Genomic DNA, 25,130 nt, shown 5'->3' on the forward strand with positions numbered 1-25,130 from the left:
ACTCGGTGCGGCACGCGAGAACGTCAGGTTTCCCCGCCGTGGTCGAATCCGCCCTCAGGCGACTCGGGGCCCATCAAGCGACGCCTCGGGGCCGAAGGAGATGCGGGAGGATGCGACCGGGCGTGCTTGAGGTACTGCCGGGTCGCGTGCGCGACGACGGCCGGCAGTACATCGGTGAAGGACTTGAGCGTCGGCACACCGTTGACGGCGACCCGGGAGTCGGTGCGCCGGCCCCGGTCCAGGATCACCGGCAGCGTCCGCTCCAACTCCTCCGCCAGCTGCTGACCCTCCTCGCCGTGGCACTGGATGTCGGCCCGGTTCCAGGGCACGATCACGCTGACCCAGGCGCGGGCGTTCGCGTCGAACGCCTTGAGCCTGCGCCGCCGTTCCTCGTCACTGAGCGCCCAGAGATCGATGAGGAGAATCTGGGGTACCGCTACTCCACCTACCTCGTCCAGGTACACATCAGATATCTCTTCATCATCGAACGAAGAAACGGTGATTCGGTAGTCGAGCGAGCGGATCAGCTCCTCGGCGAGCGCGGGCAGCGGCCGGGTCGACTCCGAGTGGTACGGGTTCCAGTCCTGGGCGTCCTCGCCGTACGGGCGTTCGTCGCGGTTCTCGGGGATGCTGTGCCGGGTGGGCGCCGCCACGATCAGATGGATGTGCCGGGGCCCCTCGCCGCGCGGTTTGAACGCGCTCGGCGTCGCCTCGTAGGGCCGGGGCCTGCTGGACGGCAACGGCGACTCGTGGGCGACCCGCACGATCCGCTGGGCCAGCCCCAGCACGGTCTCCTCGTACTCCTCGCGCAGCCGGTCGAGCTTGAGCAGCCCGTAGATCCCGTTGGCCAGGTACCGGTCCCCGAAGTGCGCGTGATCCACATGGATATGCCGTACCGAATCCGGGAGTTGGGCGTAATCGATATGTGTCCACAGCGCGGGCACGATGGCCGGAACGGAGCCGGCACCGGAACCGGTGGCCCGCGCCCGCAGAATACGTTCGTTGAAGGCGAACCATTCCCGTCCGCAACTCTCGCTCGTGAAGTAGCGCGGCGAGAACAGTGGTACGAACACCCGGCAGTTCGCGAGATTCTCACTGAGTTTTTCCGGCCATCCGTCCCCCGAGCGCATCTCCCGGTCCATGAATCCGGCGGGCGCGCCGGCCGGAAGGTCCGTGAGCGCCATGATGTGGTCGCAGAGATCCGTGAAGAGCACCTGCACCCAGTGATCGGGGTCGCCGCCGTCCGGCCCCCAGGGCGGTGTGTGGGCGTAACTCAGGAAGAAATAAGGCCTGCTGTCTAGCGCTCGTCCTGGTTCCGGTTTCGCCTTCGGCTTCCGGAGAGACGGGGCGACCGTCGGCGCCTTGAGTCCTTTGGGCCGCTGTGAGTCGGCCGCCGCGGCCGACTCCGCCGACAGACCCAGCAGCTCCAGCGTCCGACGAGAGGCCTCCGCAAACGCCTGGAGTTCCGCGGCAAGGTCGACCCGGCTGTCCGGGTCGTGCGCCACCGCGGTCAGCCGCCCGCCCCAGTTCCCTTGGGAGGACACATGGCGGCTCAGCACCCTGCTGATGCGCCACACCTCGTGCTGCGCGAGGTTCTGCCTGAGGCGTCGCTGCACGGATTCCGACAAGCTCAGTTCGACCCTTCCACGTGCATCCACGCCCAACCCGAAGACCCCGCTGGTGAGGAGTTCGGCGACATCGGCCACCACCGCCTCGGGAACCAGTTCCTGACGAATAAAATGCAGCATGCGCATGCTCAGTCGGTCGAAGGCGGAGCACAGGACCGCCAGACGCGCCGCCGATGGTGAAGCGGTACGCAGGAAACCTTCCGCGTTCACGGCCCCCGAGCTCCGCCGCGCGCCCCCCTCTGGTCGCCCCCCGGGTGGGACCAGCACCGCACTGCACCCGTCAGGAGAAATTCGCATCAACGTACGTGACCAGCGATCCAGCGAGTGCGGGGACCAGGACAACACGGGAATGGGCGCCCAGTCATCCGCACCCCCGCTACCGATCTGCTCCGGCAGCAACGGCGGTGGGTCGAAGTCCAGACGCGAATTGACCGAACCCGGCGCTGCGTTCGAGACCCGAGCCGTTGGCAGGTCGAGGGCGGTCCTGCGCCACAGTTTCGTCGGCAGGGGGTTGAGCAGCGCGACCGGCGTCGACAACGCCCACTCACGCAACTGCCGCCATACCGCCGCTTCCCGCCAGCCCGGGGCCACGCAATCGGATACGGCCACCACCAGCCGTCTGCCGTCCGGGGACCTCAGCTGGCCGGGACTCATCAAGCGGTCCTGCCCGTCCCGGAGTTCGGGTCCGTCGTCCCCGAAGCAGAGATATCGCACCTGAAGCGTGCGGAACGCGCCGAGCCGGTCCACGATGGCGGTGAAGTCGGCGATCGTCTCCCGCCACACCCGCATCGCGGGAGAATGGTCCACTACGAGGACGAGGTCGAACCAGCGCTCGGGCGCGGGCGTGAATACCGGGAGAAGTTCGCCGCTGCGGGCGTAGTCGTCCACCGTGGCGTCGACGTCCAGTGTCGACTCGCGACCCTGCCGCCAAGGACGCTTCCATGGCCGCAGGGCTCGGCTCATCTCTAGGGCCAGCGGCAGGCCTGAGATCCGCGCCGCCGCCACGGCGTCGCCCGAGACCCGTGAGTTGGCCCCGTCGAGGCGTTCGTGCAGCGCACGTCCGGTTGCGGTGGAGTGCGCAGCGGCCTCCTCCGCTCCGGCCTCGTGACCGCCCGTCGCCTCTTCCGGCTGCTGTGGTGTGGACCCGGCGGTCACGTCCTCGGTGCCCCAGTCCCTATGCGACGCAAGCCAGAGAAGGTCGGCCAGTGCCACGCCGTCCAGTTCCGGGGCGACGGCATTCAGCGCCGCCACCGTCCGACCCATCCCGTCCGGTACGGGTGGCTCGTGTTCAGGCACGGGACAACTCCCGCAGGACCAGGTCCATGACCTCCTGCTTCTCCGTCCCGGTGAGGGTGCCACTACCGGTCAACAGGTGCACCGCATTCAGCAGTTGATCGATTGCCAGACTCTCGCCCGCCGTGAGGCGCTCAGCGAAGTCCTGGATCGTTGCGTCGACCTCCTGGGAACGCTTCGTCCCCTGACCCAGCTGCAGATGGGCCTCCACCACCCTGCGCAACTCGTCCACGGTCGGCTTCGGCATGGTGAAACGGATACAGCGACGCAGAAAGGCCGCCGGAAAGTCACGTTCCCCGTTGCTCGTCATCACGATGAAGGGGAAACTGTCGCATTGCACGAATCCCCCCTTAATGGGACTGCGAGCAGGACTACGCTCATCCCCGCCCCACTCGCGCACGTGGATGACGGCCTCTGTGTCGAAGCGGGATAGTTCAGGGATCTCGAACGTGCCGCGCTCAAGCACATCGAGCAGATCGCTCGGCAGGTCCAAATCGCTCTTGTCGATCTCGTCGATCAGCAGAGCACGCGGGTGTTCGACGGGCAGCAGCGCAGTACCGAGCGGACCCAGCTGAAGGAACGGAGCGATGTCGTCGCTGCCTCCCGGACCGCCCAACCGCTGCGCGTGGATGCGGCCCAAGGCGTCGTACCGGTACAGCGCTTCCTTGAGCGTGCTGCGCGAGGTGATGTGCCAGCGCAGTACGTCACCGAGTTTGAGTTCTGCCGCGACCTGTTCGATCACCGTGGATTTGCCGGAGCCCGCCGCGCCGGTCACCAGGAGCGGGCGACGCAGTACCAGCGCGGCGTTGACAGCCTTGACCAGACCGGGCGGCGGCTGGAACTCCTTGTACAGGGCCTGCCGGGGAAAACTCCGCCACGGAGGCGGTTCGCCGAGATCGACGTCACGTGGCGTGCCGTCCCCTACGTAGAAGGGCTGCCAAGTCATGCGGAGTTCTCCCCCTGGTCGGTCAACTGTGTGAACCAGTCACAGAAGTCGAGGAATTCGACGTCGTGCCAGACCGTGCGCCACTGGGCCAGATGCTCGTGACCGTCGCGCCCGGCCCGCAGTCGCTGCGCCCAGGCGCGACGATAGGCCTCGCAGAACTCCGTGGGCAGCAGATGCCAGAACCTGTCGAGGCTGTCCCGGAACTTGTCCGACACATAAACGTCGGTGCCGGGCCACAGCACGATGGGGGCGTAGGTCAGCAGTAGCTCCATCACGTGCTCGAACCGCTGCGGCCGGTGCTCCAAGGCGAGCGCCCGGGTGTATGTCCGGTGCTCCAGCCTCTTTTCCAGCTCCTGGGTCTGTTCGGTCTCCTGCGCGCCGAGCCAGTCGACAGGAGCGCGGCCCGTCCCGCACTCGCTCATCGCCTCCAGCTGGTCCCTGGCGCGATCGTTGATCGAGAACAGATGGGTAGGCGGGCAGATTCGCTGACTCCAGCGCAGTACGACGTCGTGCCGGTCGCCCAGCCGCTCCGTGAAGCGTGTCTCCTCGGGCCGCCAGTCCAACAGCAGCGCGGTGGAAGCGGCGATCTCGACCCTGCGGAGCTTTACGCCGAGCTTTCTCGCCAGCGCCGACGCCCACATCAGGACGTCGGCGAGTCGAAGCTCGACCCCAACCTGGTCGGGCTCGCAGCGGAACTCCTGGTGCGCGTACATCTCCCCGTGGTCCAGCAGCCACGCGTCGAGCGTCTCGGGCCATTCGTCGGCGACGGCCGCATGCAGGCTCACGATGAGCCGCAACCGCAGCCGGGCGCTCCTGCGCTGTGCCCTCTCGAAGGCGTCGCCGAGTTCAACCCCAGCGCCCACCGCGTCGGCCCACGACTTCAATTCGGGGCAGTTCTCATCCAGTTGGTCCTCGACAGCCAGCGCTGCGACAAAGTCCGCCAAGGGCCCGGTGGACGGCGAATTGGCGTCCGGATCGACATTCGGAGCACGCAGTCGTAAGTACTCCGCCGCGTCCCTCATCAGTTCGCTCCCGGAGGTGTCAGGCAACATCTCGGCGGAGCGGCCCGCTCCCACCCACAGGGCGCGCCGCAACCGCTCGGAGGTGAGCCGTCGCCCCGGCCATGAGGTGAGCAGATCGATGGTCCGCAGACTGTGCAGCAGCCCATCCACGACGTTCAGACACCAGCCCAGCTCAGTGCTCCTGCCCGACGAACTCCCCGGCAGGCCGGCCCGCAGACGTTCCAGCACATCGGCGCCGGTCACGGGCGTCGGCAGGAGAGCCAAGCATCCCAGCGAGGCCAGTGCGTGCTCCAGCGCCTCGGTCCCCGCGGGCCCGAGCACGGATCCGGACCGCAGGAGATGGCGCGCGTTGCGGGCCAGCCAAATGGGCCCGCCCACTATTGCTCCCTCGTACTCCACCCGGTGCGCGTTCTGTGCCGGTGCCCTTTCCTGTACGCCGTCGCGTACAGCCTCGGCGCGCAGAAACTCACCCGCTCCGCCGATGCCCTCCGCGAGCACGTCGATGATGCCCCGGGAGAAGGCAAGTCCGTAGGCGGGCTGCGCGGCGCCGACCGACATGAGCATCGATAGTCGGGCCGCGCCCTCGCGCACCCCTCCGTCGTAATGCGCGAGGTCGGGTATCGCGCCGCCAGCGTGGCAGGTGTCGACGAGGGCGAACACACCAGGGAGTCCGGGTGTTTCCAGCACCTGGGTCAGCAGTGCCCCGACATTCACCGCGGTGGCGATCTCGTCGGCACGGGAGTTCCCCGCCATCAAGTAGAGAGTGGAGTTCCGGCCGGGGGTGATCCCGTGTCCGATGAGGGCCAGGACCAGCACGGCCCCAGCCTGTCCCGCTCGTTCAGCCGCGCCCCGGATGGCTGACTCGACCTGTGGCTGGCTGATGGAAGTGCCGTACAACAGTGAAGATTCGCGTCCTGAACTCCTGGTGCACGCTCCTCGCCATGGGTCCGTGAGCAATCCGTGCAGGGACTCCGCCACCTCCTCCAATCCGTCGAGCGGTTCCAGGTCCTGACACTGCGGCGCGACAACGAGAGTGTGGCGGCGAGTAGTCAAGGCTGTCATGATCTCGTCGCCATCTCGATCGCCTCGACGACTGGACCCGCGACGCGGCCATGCGCGAGATACTTTGCGGCGGGGTGCACCAAGAGCCCGTCGGAGTCCACGCGTCTACTGCATGGCCGTACGGAACGGCGGTTGGGCTGTACGACCTTCTCCAGCAGCGGCCGTCCGGCTATGAAGTCGTCACGGTCCCAGAAGTTGAGCCACCTCTCGACCGCGTCCGGCACCTTCAGGGGCTGAGGGCGCATCCGGGGACGTACGGCCATGCTCATTCCCATCGGCGAGCCGATGGTGACCAGGAGAGGAACACTGCCTTGGTACGCGTGCAGCGTCTCATACGACACGACGGTACCCAGGGAGTGCGCGATGACGATGGTGGGGCGGGACGGGTCGAGGTACTGCGCGACACAGCGTCGGATCCGGACATCCAACGTCGCACCCTCCGCGTCCGCCTCACCGCGACGTAAGTAACGGGCCACTTGGCGCAACTGGCCGACCATCAGTCCCGCGCTCGCCCAGCCACCGAAGGTCCGCAGACCGGGGACCGACAGCAGGGTATTGGCTGCGGTGAGCACGTGTCGGGCCACCGCACCGACGCCCTGCGGGGTTCCTTCGGGCGCGAGCTGGGCACGAGCTGCCTGCAACAGGCGAACGCTGTCCTTCGACGCGGGCTCGGCCAGCCACTCGTCAACGGCTTCCAGAAGCAGTTCACCGACGAGGAGATCCGCCTCCTCGTCCTGAGATGCAGCGCCTTGCCCCTGAGTAGTGTTGAACAGATGGCCGTAGTAGGCGAATCGGGCATCGACCACCCAGCCCTGGATCAAATCCAGAACTCGGTGCGTATGCCCTGCGTCACGGGCACCCCTGGCCAAGGCGCGCAGCCATGCGTCAAGTTCGACGACCGGTTCTCGCGGTCCGCCGATTCCGTGCACGAACACCAGACGAGGCCTCATGATCCCCCCGGAGCCTCGGCCCGGGGCTCCGGGCGCCCCCTCAGATTAGCAACCGTCCCTTGAACGGGAGCCTTGTTAAAACAAGACCCACGCGCCCTCGGACCGAAACGGCGGCACACCGTCGGGGCTTGCCGACGAGCCGACGCGGAAACGGTGCGGGATAGGCCTGCGCGGGGGGACGACCAAGGCTCGTACGCCCGGCTGAGACGGCACTAAAGTGAAACGGTGACCTCTCTGCCGGAACAGCAGCCGCCGCTGATCAGTGAGAACGACCGCGACACAGCTGTGCGGCGCGTGCAGCAGGGCTACGCCGAAGGGCACCTCTCGCACGAGGAGATGGACGAGCGCCTGCACCAGGCGCTCACCGCCAGGACACGCGGCGACCTTGTGTCGGCTCTCGCCTCGCTCCCGGACGAACCCGCGGAAAGCACGTTCACGATCGCCGCCGCCGGCGGACGGATCCACCGGCGCGGCGCATGGCGGGTACCGAGGACCCTCAAGGTCGAGTCCGCGTTCGGAAGAGTGCACCTGGACCTCTCCCGGGCTGTCATCGAGCATCCGGTGGTCGACATCGAACTGCAGCTCGGCACCGGCAGGGCCAGGATCACAGTGCCTCGCGACGCGACCGTCGAAGTCGGCGAGCTGCAGACCGGGTGGAAAGACTGGCGCTACAAGATCCCGCGGCGTTCCCGCCCCGGCGGCCCGACGATCCGGATCTCCGGGGCCATGGGGTTCGGACGGCTGAAGATCCGCCACGCGCGGCGATGATGTTGCGGATACCGGCATCGCGCCAACAGCCGTAGGCAGGCAGCCCCGGCGCACCTGAGGGTTCACAGCGCGGGCAGGAGTTCGGGTAACCGATCCACGGGCGTCGTCGCGCCCAAGGACTCACGAAAAAGCGCGCCGACCACTTGCCTGAGACCGAACTGCCTGAATTACTGATCCCGAGCAGCAGATCGACCGAATGATCGTTCGCCCGAATTGACGCGGTTGATGAGGGAGAAGTCCCGATGGCGGATTCCATGGACTCCACACGCTCCACGGGCTCGGCGGCCCTGTTCGACGCGGGCGAACGGCTCGACGCGGAGGGCTTGCGGGTGCACCAGCTGGAACGGCTGCGGACATCGCTGCGGTACGCGTACGAGCACGTTCCCTTCTACCGGGAGTCCTTCGACAAGGCCGGCGTAAGCCCCGACGACTGCCGCACGCTCGCCGACCTCGCGTGGTTCCCGTTCACGGTGAAGGCGGACCTGCGCGAGAACTACCCGTACGGGATGTTCGCCGTGCCGCAGAACGAGATCCAGCGCATTCACGCGTCGAGCGGCACCACCGGGCGCCCCACGGTCGTCGGCTACACAGAGGGCGACCTGTCCATGTGGGCCGACATGGTGGCCCGCTCGATCCGGGCGGCGGGTGGACGGCCTGGTGACAAGGTGCATGTGGCGTACGGCTATAGGTTGTTCACAGGTGGGCTCGGCGCACACTACGGCGCCGAACGGCTCGACTGTACGGTCATCCCCGCCTCCGGGGGCATGACGGCACGCCAGGTCCAGCTGATGCAGGACCTGAAACCCGAGATCATCATGGTGACCCCCTCGTAAATGCTGACGCTTCTCGACGAGTACGAGCGGCAGGGCGTCGACCCGCGGGGGACGTCGCTGCGCGTGAGCATCTTCGGGGCCGAGCCGTGGACGGAGGAGATGCGGCGCGAGATCGAGGAGCGGTTCGCGATCGACGCGGTGGACATCTACGGGCTGTCGGAGGTGATCGGCCCGGGCGTCGCGCAGGAGTGCGCGGAAACCAAGGACGGTCTGCACATCTGGGAGGACCATTTCTACCCGGAGGTCGTCGACCCGTTCACCGGAAAGGTGCTGCCGGACGGCAAAGAGGGCGAGTTGGTGTTCACCTCGCTCACCAGGGAGGCCATGCCCGTCATCCGCTACCGGACGCGGGACCTGACACGCCTGCTGCCCGGTACGGCGCGGGTGTTCCGCCGGATGGAGAAGATCACGGGCCGCAGCGACGACATGGTGATCCTGCGCGGGGTCAATCTCTTCCCGACGCAGATCGAGGAGATCGTGCTGCGCACGCCGGGGGTGGCACCGCACTTCCAGCTGCGGCTCACCCGCGAGGGTCGCCTCGACGCGGTCACCGTACGGGCCGAGGCGCGCACCGGCGCGACGCCGAAGACCCGCGAGGCGGCCGCACACGCCATCGTGACCGCGGTGAAGGACGGGATCGGGGTGTCGGTCGCGGTCGAGATCGTCGAACCGGAGTCGCTGGAGCGGTCGGTGGGAAAGATCAAGCGGATCGTCGATCTACGGAATCACTAGAGCCCGGACCTCTGAGGCATCGGCGCTGGAATCTTTGTGGCATCGGCACTGGGACCTCTGCCGAGTCAGCATCCGGGCCTCTCTGGCATCGGAGCCCGGATCTCAGGCGAATCGCTCCCGCAGCTCCCGCTTGAGGATCTTCCCGCTCGCGTTGCGCGGCAACTCGTCCACGAACAGCACCCGCTTGGGCGCCTTGAAGTGGGCGAGCTTCTCCCGTGCGTGCGCGACGAGTTCGGCCTCGGTGACCTCGCCGCGGGGAACGACGACGGCGGTGACGGCCTCGATCCAGCGGTCGTCCGGGAGGCCGATGACCGCCACCTCGGCGACCCCCTCGTGCGTGTACAGCGCGTCCTCGACCTGGCGTGAGGCGATGACCACGCCACCGGAGTTGATGACGTCCTTCACGCGGTCGACGACGGTGAAGTACCCGTGGGCGTCCCGCACGGCGAGGTCCCCGGAGTGGAACCAGCCGTCACGGAAGGCCTCGGCCGTCTCTTCCGGCTTGTCCCAGTACCCCTCGCACAACTGCGGTGACCGGTAGACGACTTCACCCTGCGTCCCGTCGGGGACCTCCTTGCCGTTCTCGTCGACCACCTTCGCGTTCACGAACAGGACCGTGCGTCCGCAGGAGTCCATCCGCCCCTTGTGCTCGTCCGGCGCGAGGACCGTGGCCAGCGGGCCGATCTCGCTCTGCCCGAAGCAGTTGTAGAAGGCCAGCTTCGGCAGCCGTTCGCGCAGCCGCTGCAGTACGGGCACCGGCATGATCGACGCGCCGTAGTACGCCTTGCGCAGTCCGCTCAGGTCGCGGGCCGCGAAGTCGGGACGGTTCGACAGACCGATCCACACGGTGGGCGGGGCGAAGAGGCTGTCCGCGCGGCCGGTCTCGATCAGCTCGAAGATCTGGTCCGCGTCGGGCGCGTCGATGATGAGGTTCGTCGCGCCGACCGCGAGGTACGGCAGCAGGAACACGTGCATCTGTGCCGAGTGGTAGAGCGGCAGCGCGTGCACGGGCCGGTCCCCCGGGCTCAGGTCCAGGGCCGCGATGGCGCTCAGGTACTCGTGCACCAGGGCGCGGTGCGTCATCATCGCGCCCTTGGGGAGAGCGGTGGTCCCCGACGTGTAGAGCAACTGCACGAGCGTCTGGGTCCGCGACTCGGCACCCTCGTACACGGGCGCCGCGTCCAGCCGCGCGAGCAGTGAGTCGTCCGCGTCCCGAAGGGGCAACGTACGTACTCCCTGTGGGAGTTGGCCGGCAAGGTCCGGGTCGGTCAGGACCAGGGAACTGCCGGACTGGCCGACGATGTACGCGAGGTCGTCGCCGGTCAGGTTCTGGTTGACCGGCACGTGGACGAGTCCCGCGCGGGCGCAGGCGAGGAAGCCGATCAGGTACGCGTCCGAGTTGTGGCCGTAGGCGCCGACTCGGTCGCCGGGGGTGAGCCCCTGTTCCAGCAGCACGCTCGCCGCGCGGGACACGGCGTCGTCGAGTTCCGCGTACGTCCAGGAGCGCTCGCGGTACTCGACCGCTACGCGGGCCGGGACACGCCGGGCGCTGCCCTTCAGCACTCCGTCAACCGTGCTGCCGTGTTCAGGCGTCATGACACATGATCCTCGTTGCCTCGCATGAAGGAGGTCAAGCCGGGCGCGCGGTGACGGGAACGGACAGCCCGGTCACTTCATCCGGCACAAACCCCCAGAAACGCTCAATCGCCCCTTCCCTCAACGATGTTGGGAGCACCATGCGCACCCGCCTGAGACGGTTCGCGATCACTGCCGTCACCCTGCTCACGGCCGCGGCTTCACTGCCCTCGGCCGCGGCCCAGCAACAGGGAAGTCAGCAACACCCCTCACGCGGCGGCCTGTCGGCCGTGATCCGCTACACCGAGTACGGCATTCCGCACATCGTTGCGAAGGACTATGCGAACCTCGGTTTCGGGACCGGCTGGGCGCAGGCCGCCGACCAGGTGTGCACGCTCGCCGACGGCTTCCTCACCTTACGCGGCGAGCGTTCCCGCTACTTCGGTCCCGACGGGGTCCCGGACGGCTCGCTGTCCTCCGCGACCAGCAACCTCTCCAGCGACCTGTATTTCCACGGCGTACGCGATGCGGGCACGGTGGAGAAGCTGCTCGCGGAACCCGCGCCGCAGGGCCCCGGCCGCGAGGTCAAGGATCTGACGCGCGGCTGGGCGGCCGGGTACAACGCCTGGCTCGCCCAGAACCGGATCACCGACCCGGCGTGCGGCGGCGCCGCCTGGGTGCGTCCGGTGACCACCGTGGACGTGGCCGCACGGAGCTTCGCGCTGGCCGTGCTCGGCGGTGAGGGCCGCGGGGTGAACGGCATCACGGCCGCGCAGCCGCCCACGGCGACGACGGTCTCCGTCGCCGCCGCGCCTGACGCGAAGAGCGCCGCTCTCGGCGCGCAGGAACTCTTCGACACCGCCGACATGGGGTCCAACGCGGTCGCCTTCAGCGGCGCCACCACGGCAGACGGCCGCGGTCTGTTGCTCGGCAACCCGCACTACCCCTGGCAGGGTGGCCGCCGCTTCTGGCAGATGCAGCAGACGATCCCCGGTGAGCTGAACGTCATGGGCGGTGCGCTGCTCGGTTCGGCGACGGTGTCCATCGGGCACAACGCGCAGGTGGCGTGGAGCCACACGGTCGCGACGGGGACAACCCTCAACCTCCATCAGCTGACACTGGATCCCGCCGACCCGACCGCGTATCTGGTGGACGGCAGAACAGAACGTATGACGAAGCGGACCGTCACCGTCGACGTGTTGGACGGTGCGCCGGTGACGCGCACCCAGTGGTGGACCCGGTACGGCCCGGTCATCACCACCCTCGGCGCGCAACTGCCGCTCCCCTGGACGTCCACGACCGCGTACGCGGTGAACGACCCGAACACCGCGAACCTCCGCGCCCCCGACACCGCACTCGGATTCAGCAAGGCCCGCAGCACGGCCGACGTTCTCACCTCCCTCAAGCGCACTCAGGGGCTGCCCTGGGTGAACACGGTCGCCGCCGACGCGGGTGGGCACTCGCTGTTCACGCAGTCCCAGGTACTCCCGCGCATCACCGACGAGTTGGCGCAGCGTTGCTCGACGGCGCTCGGCAGGGCCACCTATCCGTCGAGCGGCCTGGCCGTCCTTGACGGCTCGCGCGGCGACTGCGCACTCGGCAGCGACCCCGACGCCGTACAGCCCGGGATTTTCGGGCCGGCGAAGATGCCGGTGCTCAAGGACGCTCCGTACGCGGAGAACTCCAACGACAGTGCCTGGCTCGCCAATGCCGACCGGCCGTTGACCGGGTACGAGCGGGTCTTCGGGTCGCTCGGCACGCAGCGCTCGATGCGCACGCGTGGGGCGGTCGAGGACGTGGCGGCGCTGGCCGAGAAGGGCCGGCTGACCGTACGGGATCTCCAGGCGCAGCAGTTCGCGAACCGGGTGCCGGCCGGTGATCTCATCGCCGACGACACGGCACAGGCGTGTGCCGCGCTGCCGGGTGGCATCGCAACAGGCAGCAACGGTACGGCCGTTGATGTGTGGGAGGCCTGTGGTGTGCTCAAGGCGTGGGGCCACAGCACGAACACCGACAGCCGGGGCGCGCTCCTCTTCGACCGGTTCTGGCGGAAACTGACGGCCGCCGTCCCGGCCGCGCAGCTGTGGAAGGTCCCGTTCTCGGCGGCGGACCCGGTCCGCACCCCGAACACGCTCAACACCGACGCGCCCGGCGTCGCCAGGGCTCTCGCCGACACGGTCACCGAGTTGCGTGGGGCGGGCATCACGCTCGACGCCCGGCTCGGCGCGAACCAGTACGTCGTACGGGGCGGTGAGCGCATCCCGGTGCCGGGCGGCACGGAGTCGCTCGGTGTGTGGAACAAGATCGAACCGGTGTGGAACCCGACGGCCGGCGCCTACACGGAGGTCACCACCGGGTCGAGCTATATCCAGGCCGTCGGCTGGGACGGCAGTCGCTGCCCGGTCGCCCGTACGCTCCTGACGTACTCCCAGTCGTCGAACCCGAACTCGGCGCACTACAGCGACCAGACACGGCTGTTCTCGGGCGAGCGGTGGGTGACGTCCCGGTTCTGCGAGAAGGACATCCTGTCCTCGCCCGGACTGAAGGTCGTGCGAGTGAACGAGCGCCGCTAGGGACCGTGGTGTGGTCCCGCCGCACATAGGGCGGGACCACACCAGCGGTCCCAGGTAGCGGGTGCCTGTCACACCAGCCGCTTGCGCCCCTCCCAGTACGGATCGCGCAGCCTCCGCTTGTACAGCTTGCCGTTCGGATCACGCGGCATCGTCTCGATGAAGTCGACGCTCTTGGGCCGCTTGTAGCCCGCGAGCTGCCGTTCGCAGTGGTCGAGAATGTCCGCGGCGAGGGCGGCGCCCGGCTCGTGTCCGGGAGCGGGCTCGACCACGGCCTTGACCTGCTCACCCCAGCCGTCGTGCGGGATGCCGAAGGCGGCCGCGTCGGCGACGGCGGGGTGGGCGAGCAGCGCGGCCTCGATCTCGGCCGGGTAGATGTTGACCCCGCCCGAGATGATCATGTCGATCTTGCGGTCGCGGAGGAAGAGGTAGCCGTCCTCGTCGAGGAGACCGAGGTCGCCGACGGTGAAGAAGTCGCCGATGCGGCTCTTCTTCGTCTTGGTCTCGTCCTTGTGGTACGAGAATCCGCCGGTGCTCATCTTCATGTAGACGGTGCCGAGTTCACCGGGCGGCAGCCTGTTGCCGTGGTCGTCGAAGACGGCGAGTTCACTGATCGGCCAGGCCTTGCCGACCGTACCGGGCTTCTTGAGCCAGTCCTCGGCGGTCGCGAAGGCCCCGCCGCCCTCGCTGGCCGCGTAGTACTCCTCCACACACTCGCCCCACCACTCGATCATCGTCCGCTTCACATGGTCCGGGCAGGGGGCCGCGCCATGGATCGCGTGCCGCATGGCGGAGACGTCGTATCGGGCCCTCACCTCGTCGGGGAGTGCCAGCAGCCGGTGGAACTGGGTCGGGACCATATGGGTGTGCGTGCACTTGTGTGCGTCGATGACACGGAGCATCTCTTCGGGTGTCCACTTGTCCATCAGCACCAGACGGTGGCCGATGTGCAGGGACGCGCCCGCGAACTGCAGGACGGCGGTGTGGTAGAGCGGTGAGCAGACGAGGTGCACATTGTCGTCGTACGGCTTGATGCCGAAGATGCCGAGGAAGCCGCCGAGGTACGTCTCCTCCGGGAGCTTGCCGGGCAGCGGGCGCCGGATTCCGCGCGGGCGGCCCGTGGTGCCCGAGGTGTAGTTCATGACCCAGCCGAGCGTGCGGTCCTCGGGCGCCGATTCGCTCTGTCCGTCCAGGAGTTCGGCGTACGGCCGGAAGCCCTCGACCCGGCCGACGGAGTAGCGGTGGGTGACCGGAAGCTTGGCCTCGTCGGCGGCGTGACGTGCGGCGTCCACGAAGTGCTCGTGCGCGATGAGTACCTTGGCGCCGGAGTCGGCGACGATCCAGGCGATCTCGGGACCGACGAGGTGGTGGTTGACGGGAACGAGGTAGAAGCCCGCCTGCGAGGCGGCGAGGTAGGCGACGAAGAACTCGACGCTGTTGGGCAGGACGACCGCGAAGGCGTCCCCGCGTGCGAGTCCTGCGGCGCGCAGTCCATGGACCAGTTGGTTGGCCGAGGCGTGCAGCCGGCCGGCGCTCCATTCCTCTCCTGCCGGAGTGACGAGGACCGTTCGCTCCGGGTCGGACGCGGCCTGGGCCCAGAAGCCGTTCGGCGGCGCACTCTCCACCTTGCTCACGACTGGTCGCCCCTTCCTGCGATGCGGTTGATACGGTCCACGGCGTGCTCGAACCCCCGGGTCAGGTCGTCGAAGACCTCCTGGACACTGCGTTCGCTGTTCATCCGCCCGACGATCTGCCCGACGGGTGTGCCGAGCAGCGGCTCCACCTCGTACTTCTGGATCCGGGAGAGCGCCTCGGCCACGAGCAGGCCCTGCAAGGGCATGGGAAGCGTGCCGGGCCCGTTCGGGTCGTCCCAGGCCTCGGTCCACTCGGTGCGTAGCTGCCGTGCCGGTTTCCCGGTCAGCGCGCGTGAGCGGACCGTGTCGCCGGACCCTGCGGCGAGCAGCTTCCGCGTGACGCCGCGGGAGTGCATCTCGGCCTCCGTCACGGTCAGCCATATGGAGCCGAGCCACACACCTTCGGCTCCGAGGCTGAGCGCGGCCGCCACCTGCTGTCCGCTGCCGATGCCACCTGCCGCGAGTACGGGCAGCGGATCGACGGCGTCCACGACCTCCGGTGTGAGCACCATCGAGGCGATCTCCCCGGTGTGGCCGCCCGCCTCATAGCCCTGCGCGACGACGATGTCGATGCCCGCTTCGGCGTGCTTGCGGGCGTGCCGGGCGCTGCCCGCGAGCGCGGCGACGAGCACCCCGCGCTCGTGGGCGCGCTCGACGACATCGACGGGCGGGGACCCGAGCGCGTTGGCCAGCAGCTTGATCGGGTAGTCGAAGGCGACGTCGAGCTGGTTGCGGGCGACCTGCTCCATCCACCCCGTGATCCTCCACCCCGACACCTCGCCCTCGGCGAGCTCGGGCACCTCGTACTTGGCCAGGGTGTCCCTGACGTACTGCCGATGCTTTTCGGGGATCATCGCCTCGACGTCGGCCTCGGTGACGCCTTCGACCTTCTTGGCCGGCATGACGACATCCAGGCCGTAGGGCATGTTGTCGACGTTCGCCTCGATCCAGTCGAGGTCGCGTTTGAGGTCGTCGGGGGCGGTGTAGCGGACCGCGCCGAGCACACCGAATCCGCCCGCCCGGCTGATGGCCGCGACGACCGCGGGAAACGGCGTGAAGCCGAAGATGGCGTGCTCGACTCCCAGTCTCTTGCTCAGCTCCGTCTGCATGGCCGCAGGATGCCGCAGTCCTCCGGACGAGGGAAGGGCTTTTCTGATGCTCCGTCAGATTCACCGGAACCGCCTGCCACGGTTGACACACCCCCTCCCCTGACAGGAAAGTTTCACTCCGCACAGCGAACCCGGAAAGATACTTTCAGGCGGCGCGGCGGGAGACTCCTCGATGACCGAAGAAGCAGTGGGCAATTCGGCGGGCGGGCCGACCCGTCGCCAACTGGGCAGAAGGGCGCTGGCTTTGGGCGGCGCGCTGGCCATCGCCCCCTTTCCCGCAGGGCCTGCCGCGGCCGCCGAGGGAGACGGCAACAGGCGGCCGACCCTGCGGCACAGATCGGCCGAGCGCGCCGGACTGCTGCCCGCCCATCTGCACCAACTGGTCACCGACGCCGAGGCGTTCCTCAACCCCTCCCCCAAGCACCCCTGGTACGCGGGCGCCGTGCTTCTCGCCGGTCGCGGCGGCACGGTGGCGCTGCATCAGCCGATCGGTATGGCGGTGCGCTATGCGGCGTACGACGAGAAGTCCGACAAAGGCGTCGAGTTCCCTGCCCAGCAGCAGATCGCGGCGGCCCAGGACACCGTCTACGACCTCGCCTCCGTGTCGAAGCTGTTCACCTCGATCCTCGCGGTCCAGCAGATCGAACGCGGCGCGCTGGAACTGGCCGCGACGGTCGCCTCGTACCTCCCGGAGTTCGCGGGCGCGGGCAAGCAGGACATCACGATCCGTCAGCTCCTCACCCACACCTCGGGTTTCCGCGCCTGGATCCCCCTCTACAGCGCGCCGACCCACGAGGGAAAACTCCAACTCATCTGGAACGAGGTGCCACTCAACCCGCCGGGCACCAAGTACCTCTACTCGGACCTGAATCTGATCTCGCTCCAGCTCGTTCTGGAGAAGATCACGGGCCGCACCCTCGACACCCTCCTCCGCGAGGAGATCACCGCCCCGCTCGGCATGCACCGCACCCGCTACAACCCGCCCGCCTCCTGGAAGCCGAAGATCGCCGCCACCGAGGACGCACGGCTGCCCTGGTCGGGGCTGAACCGGGGTCTCGTGTGGGGCGAGGTGCACGACGAGAACGCGTACTCCCTGGGCGGGGTGGCCGGCCACGCGGGCGTGTTCTCCTGCGCCTGGGACCTGGCAGTCCTCGGCCGTACGCTGCTCAACGGCGGCGTGTACGGCAGGGCGCGCATCCTGGAGCCGGAGACGGTGGACCTGATGTTCACCGACTTCAACACGGCCTTCCCGGGTGACGAACACGGTCTCGGCTTCGAGCTCTACCAGCACTGGTACATGGGCGCGATGGCCACCCCGCGCACCGCGGGCCACACCGGCTTCACCGGCACCTCGCTCGTCCTCGACCCGACGACCGACTCCTTCCTGATCGTCCTCGGCAACTCCGTTCATCCCGTCCGAAGTTGGCGCTCCGGCTCCGCTCCCCGGGTCGCCGCGGCGAACACCCTGGCGCGCGCCGTGCCGGTACGCCCCGCACGCGGCCGTACGTCCTGGTTCTCCGGGATGGCGAGCGCCACGACGGCCACGCTGGCGCTGCCCGTGCTCGACACCGGCGCCGGTCCGGCACGTCTGCGCTGCTCCCTGTGGTGGGACACCGAACCCCGGTCGGACCTCCTCTTCCTGGAGGCCTCCGCCGACGGCGGCGCGAGCTGGCAGCCGGTTCCCTTCACGACTGCGGCCCCGCACGGCGAGGAACCGCGGGAACATCCGTCCGGCTCGGTCACCGGCTGGTCGGGCCGGGTCTGGCACCGGCTCACCGCCGAGCTCCCCCGGACACCGCTGCTCACCACACGCTGGCGGTACAGGACCGACCAGCTGTACGTCGGCCGCGGCGCGTACGTCGACGGGCTTCGGGTCGAGTCCGGCGACCGGGTCCTCTTCGACGAGGCACGACCGGCGGACGCCGCACGGATCGAGGCGGTGGGCTGGGTGGAGTCCGGCGACTGAGGCCGCCACAGGCCTTCCCTGGCCGCCCGCCACAAAGGCCACCCGCCACTTCCCCGGCCAGGAGAACGGCCTAGCCGAGGCCTCCAGGGTCCCGCTCCTCCAGCACGGCCATTGCCGCGTTGTGCCCGGGCACCCCGCTGACCCCGCCGCCGCGCACCGCGCCCGCCCCGCACAGCAGGACGTTCGGGTGCCGGGTCTCCACGCCCCAGCGGCCCGTGCCCTCCTGCGCGTAGGGGAAGGCGAGGTCGCGGTGGAAGATGTTGCCGCCCGGCAGCCGCAGGTCGCGTTCCAGGTCGAGCGGGGTCTTCGCCTCGATGCAGGGGCGGCCGTCGGCGTCGGTGGCGAGGCAGGAGACGAGCGGTTCGGCGAGGTGGGCGTCAAGCTGCGCCAGGGTCGACTTCAGCAGTTCGTCACGTACGGCCTCGTTGTCGCGTGCGAAGAGCCGGGCCGGCGTGTGGAGTCCGAAGAGCGTGAGGGTCTGGTAGCCCTGCTCGACCAGGTCCCGGCCGAGGATGCTCGGGTCGGTGAGTGAGTGGCAGTAGATCTCGGAGGGCGGCGCGGTGGGCAGCTCGCCGGACGCGGCCTGCGCGTGGGCGGTGGCCAACTGCTCGTACCCCTCGGCGATGTGGAAGGTCCCGGAGAACGCCTCGCGCGGGTCGACGGAGGTGTCGCGCAGCCTCGGCAGTCGCTTCAGGAGCATGTTCACCTTGAGCTGGGCGCCCTCGGCGGGGGTGGGCGGTTCGTCGCCGGTGAGGCGCGCGAGCTCCTGCGGCGAGGCGTTCACCAGGACGTGGCGGGTCGCGATGACACCCTCGCCGTCGGCGCTGCGGTAGGTGACCTCGGCGGCCTGCCCGTCCGTCTCGATCCGTACCGCCTCGTGGCCGGTCGCGATCACGACACCCGCATGGCGCGCCGCCGCGGCGATCGCGTCGGTCAGGGCGCCCATGCCGCCGACCGGCACGTCCCAGGCTCCGGTGCCGCCGCCGATGACGTGATAGAGGAAGCAGCGGTTCTGCCGCAGTGAGGGGTCGTGGGCGTCCGCGAAGGTCCCGATGAGGGCATCGGTGAGGACGACACCGCGGACGAGGTCGTCCGCGAAGTATTCCTCCACCGCGGCACCGACCGGCTCCTCGAAGAGAACCCGCCACGCCTCCTCGTCGTCGACACGCCGACGCAGCTCGTCGCGCGTTGGCAAGGGCTCGGTGAGCGTCGGGAACACCCGCTGGGCGACGCGGCCCGTCATGCCGTAGAACCGCTGCCACGCCGCGTACTCGCTGTCCGATCCGGTCAGCCGCGCGAACGCCTCGCGGGTGCGCCGCTCGCCCCCGCCGACGAGCAGCCCGGTCGGCTTTCCGTCCCGCTCGACGGGTGTGTACGAGGAGACGGTGCGCCCGCGTACCCGGAAGTCCAGGCCGAGATCCCGCACGATCTTCCGGGGCAGCAGGCTGACCAGGTACGAGTAGCGCGACAGGCGCGCGTCGACCCCGGCGAACGGCCGGGTGGACACGGCGGCGCCACCGGTCGTCCCCAGCCGCTCCAGCACCACCACCGACCGCCCGGCCCGGGCCAGGTAGGCGGCGGCGACGAGCCCGTTGTGGCCCCCGCCTACGATCACGGCGTCGTATCCCTCGAGTGCAGGCATGGTTCTTGGTAGCACGCGATGATCTACGACGGCCAGGGTTACGCGGCAGGCGGCGGGCGCCCGTACGGGGGCCGCGCCCCCGCAGGGGCGCGGGGAACTGCGCGACAAGCCCCCACAGCCCCGCAGCAGACAAACGACCCAGGGGGTCTGGGGCGCAGCCCCAGAAAGATGGGACGGGTAGGGGCGGCGGGGGCGAAAACCCCACTACCCCAGCCCCCTCATTGCCCCCCGGACGCCCGCTGCTGCCGCAAGGCGGCCACCCTCCGGTACAGCTCCACGGCCTCCTGCCGCCGCCCGAGCTGTTCCAGGCAGTGGGCCTCGTCGTTACGGCTGGCGAGCGCGTCGGGATGATCGGCGCCGAGGACCCTCTCCCGAGCGGAGGCCACCCCTCGGTACTCGGCGAGCGCGTCGGCCCAGCGACCGAGCCAGCCGAGGCCGACCGCGACCTCGCGCCGGCTGACGAGCGTGTCCGGATGATCGGCGCCGAGGACGCGTTCCCGGATGGCGCACACGTCGCGGGACTCCGCGAGCGCCTCCTCCCAGCGGCCCATCCGGCCGAGGTTGACGCCGAGGCCGTGCCGGGCGCGCAGGGTCTCGGGATGCGCGGCGCCGTGTACGCGGGTGCGGTCGTCGATCAGGTCGCGGTACAGCTCCAGGGCCTGCGCGCTGCGGCCGAGGCGGCCGAGGCTGATGCCGACCTCGTAGCGGGCGGCGAGCGTGTCCGGGTGATCGGGACCCAGCGCCTGCGCGCGGGCCTCGGCCACCTCACGGTAGGCGTGCAGCGCTTCGGGCCAACGCCCCAACTGGCCCAGCGCATAGGCGACTTCATACCGGGTGACCAACGTGTCGGGGTGCGTCGCGCCAAGTACCCTGGCACGGGCGGCCGCCACCTCGCTCGCCATGCGGTACGAGTCCTCCAGACGGCCCAGCCTGCTCAGGTTGAAGGCGAGGTTGTGGCGACAGCGCAGGGTGTCCGGGTGGTCGGCGCCCATGGCCCGCTCCCGGGCGGCGAGCACGGACGTATAGGCCTGGTGTGCCTCGAAGTGACGGCCCAACTGTCCGAGCACGTACGCCATTTCCTGCCGCGCGGCGAGCGTGTCGGCGTGGTCTGGACCCAGCACCCGCTCCCTGGCCTGGGCGACATGCGCGTACTCGCGCAGCGCCTCGGCGGGGCGTCCGGTGCGACTGAGGGTGAACCCGACCTCGTAGCGGCTCGCGAGCGTGTCGGGGTGACCGGGCCCGAGGACGTGTTCCCGCTCGGCGGCGACCGCGCGATGCACCTCACCCGCCTCGGTCCACCGGCCGAGCCGCCCGAGGCTCAGCCCCGCGCTGTGCCGCCCTGCCAGGGCGGTGACCACCTCCGGTGAGGGGGTGGGACGTTCGGTGCGCTCGGGCGCCCGCGCCACAGCCGTGGACGGACGCGCGATCCACTCGCCGGTGAGGCCCGCCGAGGCGTCCGGCGGTGCGACGCGCAGCCCGGAGCCGGTCGCCTTGTGGCCTGTCGTCATGCCACGGGTCCAGGAGGGCAGCCGGGACTCGCGCGACGGCGGCTCGTCTGGGCGCGCCTGAACCGAGGGCGCCAACGCACGCCGTTCCGGAGCCGGTTGTCGTACGACGGGAGACACCACGGTCGGCACGTACATGCCGGTCGTGCGGCCCGCGCTGATCCGGCGGCCGAGTTCGCGGGCGTCCTGCGGGCGCTCCTCGGGCTCCTTGGCGAGCAGATCCAGGATGATCTTCTCGAAGTACTCGGGGAGTTCGGCCCGGTGTCGGCGCGGCGGTTCCGGCGGCGTGTCCCGGTGGCCGACGAGGACCGCCCATGCGTCGTCGAGGTCGAACGGCGGTGCCCCGGTGGCGATTTCGTAGAGCACGCAGCCGAAGGAGTACAGGTCGCTGCGCTGGTCGACATGGGTGCCGCCGATCTGCTCCGGCGACATGTAGTGCGGGGTGCCCATCGCGATGCCGGTGCCGGTCAGCCGCGAGGTGAACCCGATGTCCTGGGCGAGGCGCGCGATGCCGAAGTCGCAGATCTTCACCGTGCCGTCGGTGAGCCGCATGATGTTCGCGGGCTTCAGGTCGCGGTGCACGATGCCCTGTTGATGGGTGTAGGCAAGGGCCGCGGCCACCTGGTCGGCGACATCGATGACGTCGGCGACCGGCAACGGGTGCTGCTTGTTGTCCTCCAGGAGCTGGCTGAGATTCCGCCCTTCCAGCAGCTCCATCACCAGATACAGCACGCCGTCGGACTCGCCGAAGTCATGGACGACCGTCACCCCGCGGTGCTGGAGCGCGGCGGCCACCCGGGCCTCGCGCCGGAACCGCTCGCGCAGTACGCGGGTGAAGGACTGATCGTGGTGCGGGCCAAGGGGCTTGAGGCACTTGACCGCCACCTGCCGGCCAAGGGACTCGTCCCGCGCCCGCCACACCTCACCCATACCGCCGCGCCCTATGAGATCGAGCAGCCGGTACCGGCTCTGGATCAGTCTGGTCTCCGCCATCTCCTGCGACCGCCCCCGTCGATGCTCACCCCGCGCCCTCCCCGGCCCGTCCAGTATGGCGAGTTATCTGTCGACTTTGTACGGCGCCGGGCGGGAGCCGGGGCCCAGTCGTGACATGGCCCGCAGAATGTGTTTGGGCGGAAGTTGCCAGCGCAGACGTGCGGGAACACAGCGCAGCGTGGTGCCGACGACACGCAGGCGCCGGGTCACCACGGCGGGCGACGGGGCTGTCCTGCCGTACAACTCGTGGGCGTACGGCGGCAAAGAGGCGTACGCCAGCTGCGCCACGCGCCTCCACAGCAGGGCGCGCGCCGGTACGAGCAGCGGGTGTGTCGGCGGGCGCAACAGGAAGTCGTCCACGTCCCGCGCCTCCGGACCCGCCACCAGCTCGGGCAGCACCCGCTTGAAGTACCCGGCCAGTTGGGCCCGGTCCGCGGGTACGTCGCCGGGGTCGAGCCCCACCAGCCGTGCGCTCACGCGGTGTTCACCGATGTACTGGTCGGCCTGCGTGTCGGTGAGGCGGAACCCCGAGCGCCGTACGACGTGCAGATAGGAGTCGATCTCCGCGCAGTGCACCCACAGCAGCAGCTCGGGCTCGTCGATCCGGTACCGCTCCCCCGTCTCCGGGTCGGCCGCTGTGAGCATCATGTGAATCTTCCGTACGCGCGCCCCTGCCTTCTCAGCGGCTTCACTCGTCCCGTACGTCGTCGTCCCCACGAAGTTCGCGGTGCGCATCAGCCGGCCCCACGCGTCATGCCGAAAATCCGAGTTCTGCATGACTCCCCGCACCGCGCGCGGGTGCAGGGCCTGCAGATAGAGCGCGCGGACTCCGGCGACCCACATCATCGGGTCGCCGTGCATCTGCCAGGTCACCGACTCCGGAGTGAAGAGTCCCGGGTCACCTGCTTGAAAGGCGTCCACACCAGCAGTGTGGCCGGTCCTTCCTGTCGGCACCATCCGCGCCATCGGCTTTTTCGCGGTGCCCGGACACGTTCCCGCAGCGTGGTCAGCCGCGGCGGGCGGCGGCGTAGGTGCGTTCGAGCTCCGCGACCGTGGCGAGGAAGCCGGCGCCCTCGGTCCTGCGCAGGGTGTCGGTGGCGAGCCGGTCGAGGCTGGCCCACAGCTCGGCGAGCGGCTGACGCAGCGCCTCACCGTCGTCGGCGAGGGAGACGATGACGGCTCGGCGGTCGTGCTGGGCTGGGGCTCGGACGAGGAGCCCGGCGTCCTCCATGCGGCGGATCGACCGCGAGACGGTGGAATGGTCGAGCCCGACCGCCTGCTGGATCTCGGCCTGCGTCTGACCGTCCCTGTCGAAGAGCTGCATGAGGATGAGCTCCTGGCCGGGGTGCAGGCCGAGCTTCAGCAGCAACTCAGCGCCGTAACCGTGCAGTTCACGGGAGAGGGCGAAGAGCCCGAAGCTGACCGGGGCGCAGTCGACGAGGCTCGGCCGAGGCATCACCGGGTCGGGCTTCGCGGCTGGCATGACACTCCTCGGGCGATCGCGGGCCAGGTGTACGCGCCTGACCACGGATACGGACGGAACTCGGCACCCCGGGTGCGGCCTGGACTGGGACCACTGTAATCGCCGCGGTGCACCGCCGATCGGCCCCCGCGGGTCTCCGGTCACCGTTGACATAGGTGGCTGGACACTTAATTATGTGTCTAGCCACTGATTCGAGCGCGGGATCTCCCTTCGGCGAATCAGCCCAGGTGGAGGCGGTGCACACCCACACCACCACTGCCCCGACTCACGATTGGTGGGAACGAACCATGAGCGAAACCCTCACAGCCGCGGATCTGCTGCAGCGCAGCCTGGACACCTTCCTCGCCAAGGACATGAAGGGCTGGGTGGACCTGTGCGACGAGAATGTCGTCCTCGAGTTCCCCTTCGCCCCCGCGGGCAGCCCCGCGCGGCCGGAGGGCCGGGCCGCCGCCTATGAGTACCTGCGCGGCTACCCGGACCTCATCGACGTGCACCGGATCACGTCGCTGCGTATCCACTCGACCGACGACCCGAACGTGGCCGTCGCGGACTGGAGTGTCACCGGGCGCAGCCCGGCGGGACTGGCGATCGCCCTGCGGGACGACCGCCTGCTCGCCTCCTTCCGCGAGGCGCTGCCCGACCTCACCCCGGCGGACATCGCCGGGTCCCCGTACTGCGTACGGAACTACGTCGTCGACGAGAGCCTCGGCGGCCCCGAGGGTCTGGCCGCGGCACGGGCCGAACTCGCCACGCGGGGCGTGCGTCTGAGCCTGGACCACGTCCCCAACCACGTGGCCCCCGACCATCCTTGGCTCACCGAGCGCCCGGGCTGCCTGGTCCGGGGCACGCCGGACGACCTGGCCCGCGCACCGGAGGCCTTCTTGGAGGCGGGCGGACAGGTGTACGCGCGCGGTCGCGACCCGTACTTCCCGCCGTGGCCGGACGTCGTCCAGCTGAACGCCTTCAGCGACGAGCTGCGGACGGCGACGGTGGACTCGCCGGCAGCGATCGGCGACCAGGCGGACGGCGTCCGCTGCGACATGGCGATGCTGCTCATGAACGACGTCTTCGCTAACGGAGCGTCGGCTCACCGACTCCCAGTGACGAGGCGGCCAGGGTGCGGCCGTCACACCCCGGGACCCCATCAGGCGTCCTTGCGCAGGGATCGTGCGAGACCCCCGGCGGGATGACTCACGGTGTTCCGTTGGCCCCGTTCGCGCACGGGCTGCCCGAGCCGAAGGTCCCACCGCTCCCGCCGGTGCCGCCGTGGTAGAGGACGCCCCCTGTGGCGTTGCCGCCGGGGCCTCCGGTCCCGCCTGCACCGGCGGGGGAGGGGTCGTAGAAAGCTCAGACGATGCCTACGGTGGCGGCGGTGACGAGCACGGGGGTGCCCGGAGCGATGCCAACGCGGGGGGCGGG

The 25,130-nt window shown here is 69.4% G+C and carries 14 protein-coding genes and 3 pseudogenes; 6 read left to right on the forward strand and 11 right to left on the reverse strand.

Annotated elements, in window-relative coordinates; genetic code table 11:
* Nucleotides 1-23: 23 nt before the first annotated feature.
* The 4 genes from ACFWP7_RS06270 to ACFWP7_RS06285 form a co-directional block, all read right to left on the reverse strand.
* Nucleotides 24-2,924, reverse strand: a complete 2,901-nt coding sequence (locus ACFWP7_RS06270; RefSeq protein ID WP_384376825.1) for a TIR-like protein FxsC — start codon at nt 2,922-2,924, stop codon at nt 24-26.
* Nucleotides 2,917-3,867, reverse strand: a complete 951-nt coding sequence (locus tag ACFWP7_RS06275; protein WP_384376828.1) for an AAA family ATPase — start codon at nt 3,865-3,867, stop codon at nt 2,917-2,919. Before ACFWP7_RS06275 ends, ACFWP7_RS06270 begins: the two co-directional genes overlap by 8 nt.
* Nucleotides 3,864-5,705: a hypothetical protein gene (locus ACFWP7_RS06280; protein ID WP_384376831.1), complete on the reverse strand. Its 1,842-nt coding sequence runs from the start codon at nt 5,703-5,705 to the stop codon at nt 3,864-3,866. Before ACFWP7_RS06280 ends, ACFWP7_RS06275 begins: the two co-directional genes overlap by 4 nt.
* Before the next feature lie 242 nt (nt 5,706-5,947).
* Nucleotides 5,948-6,757 carry an alpha/beta hydrolase gene (locus tag ACFWP7_RS06285; RefSeq protein ID WP_384376834.1) on the reverse strand — a complete coding sequence of 270 codons (810 nt, stop codon included), beginning with the start codon at nt 6,755-6,757 and terminating at the stop codon, nt 5,948-5,950.
* Between the two features lie 369 nt (nt 6,758-7,126).
* Between ACFWP7_RS06285 and ACFWP7_RS06290 the strand changes: the two genes are divergently transcribed.
* Together ACFWP7_RS06290 and paaK are read left to right on the forward strand one after the other, a co-directional pair.
* A complete protein-coding gene (locus ACFWP7_RS06290) occupies nt 7,127-7,669 on the forward strand; it encodes a DUF1707 domain-containing protein (RefSeq protein WP_384376837.1) in 543 nt (180 codons plus the stop codon).
* 242 nt (nt 7,670-7,911) lie between these two features.
* A pseudogene (gene paaK / locus ACFWP7_RS06295) lies at nt 7,912-9,234 on the forward strand (phenylacetate--CoA ligase PaaK).
* 102 nt (nt 9,235-9,336) lie between these two features.
* On the opposite strand, the gene ACFWP7_RS06300 reads toward paaK, so the two are convergent.
* A complete protein-coding gene (locus tag ACFWP7_RS06300) occupies nt 9,337-10,830 on the reverse strand; it encodes an acyl-CoA synthetase (RefSeq protein ID WP_384376840.1) in 1,494 nt (497 codons plus the stop codon).
* 140 nt (nt 10,831-10,970) lie between these two features.
* On the opposite strand from ACFWP7_RS06300, the gene ACFWP7_RS06305 reads away from it, so the two are divergent.
* Nucleotides 10,971-13,382, forward strand: coding sequence for a penicillin acylase family protein (locus ACFWP7_RS06305; RefSeq protein WP_384376843.1), 2,412 nt, complete (start codon nt 10,971-10,973; stop codon nt 13,380-13,382).
* Nucleotides 13,383-13,450: 68 nt separating this feature from the next.
* On the opposite strand, the gene ACFWP7_RS06310 is transcribed toward ACFWP7_RS06305, so the two are convergent.
* The gene (locus tag ACFWP7_RS06310) at nt 13,451-15,004 is read right to left on the reverse strand and encodes an acyl-CoA synthetase (RefSeq protein ID WP_384377187.1); all 1,554 of its coding nucleotides are present in this window, start codon (nt 15,002-15,004) and stop codon (nt 13,451-13,453) included.
* Between the two features lie 5 nt (nt 15,005-15,009).
* Complete coding sequence (locus tag ACFWP7_RS06315) at nt 15,010-16,122, reverse strand: NAD(P)H-dependent flavin oxidoreductase (RefSeq protein ID WP_384376846.1); 1,113 nt, start codon at nt 16,120-16,122, stop codon at nt 15,010-15,012.
* A gap of 172 nt (nt 16,123-16,294) precedes the next feature.
* On the opposite strand from ACFWP7_RS06315, the gene ACFWP7_RS06320 reads away from it, so the two are divergent.
* Entirely contained in the window at nt 16,295-18,088 is a 1,794-nt protein-coding gene (locus ACFWP7_RS06320) for a serine hydrolase (protein ID WP_384376849.1), read from the forward strand.
* A gap of 70 nt (nt 18,089-18,158) precedes the next feature.
* Here the strand turns inward: ACFWP7_RS06320 and ACFWP7_RS06325 are convergent, their stop codons facing one another.
* The 4 genes from ACFWP7_RS06325 to ACFWP7_RS06340 all read right to left on the reverse strand — a co-directional run bounded on the left by ACFWP7_RS06325 (nt 18,159) and on the right by ACFWP7_RS06340 (nt 23,711).
* Nucleotides 18,159-19,730, reverse strand: coding sequence for a phytoene desaturase family protein (locus tag ACFWP7_RS06325; RefSeq protein ID WP_384376852.1), 1,572 nt, complete (start codon nt 19,728-19,730; stop codon nt 18,159-18,161).
* 218 nt (nt 19,731-19,948) lie between these two features.
* The gene (locus ACFWP7_RS06330; RefSeq protein WP_384376855.1) at nt 19,949-22,228 is read right to left on the reverse strand and encodes a tetratricopeptide repeat protein; all 2,280 of its coding nucleotides are present in this window, start codon (nt 22,226-22,228) and stop codon (nt 19,949-19,951) included.
* 63 nt (nt 22,229-22,291) lie between these two features.
* A complete protein-coding gene (locus ACFWP7_RS06335) occupies nt 22,292-23,185 on the reverse strand; it encodes an oxygenase MpaB family protein (protein WP_384376858.1) in 894 nt (297 codons plus the stop codon).
* Nucleotides 23,186-23,234: 49 nt separating this feature from the next.
* Nucleotides 23,235-23,711 carry a MarR family winged helix-turn-helix transcriptional regulator gene (locus ACFWP7_RS06340; RefSeq protein WP_384376860.1) on the reverse strand — a complete coding sequence of 159 codons (477 nt, stop codon included), beginning with the start codon at nt 23,709-23,711 and terminating at the stop codon, nt 23,235-23,237.
* 353 nt (nt 23,712-24,064) lie between these two features.
* Here ACFWP7_RS06340 and ACFWP7_RS06345 point away from each other — a divergent pair.
* A pseudogene (locus ACFWP7_RS06345) lies at nt 24,065-24,232 on the forward strand (nuclear transport factor 2 family protein); the annotation flags it as partial.
* A gap of 45 nt (nt 24,233-24,277) precedes the next feature.
* Nucleotides 24,278-24,784, forward strand: a pseudogene (locus ACFWP7_RS06350) (alpha-amylase); the annotation flags it as partial.
* Between the last annotated feature and the right edge of the window lie 346 nt (nt 24,785-25,130).

It is taken from the genome of Streptomyces sp. NPDC058470 (genome assembly GCF_042721055.1).
Lineage (GTDB): Bacteria > Actinomycetota > Actinomycetes > Streptomycetales > Streptomycetaceae > Streptomyces.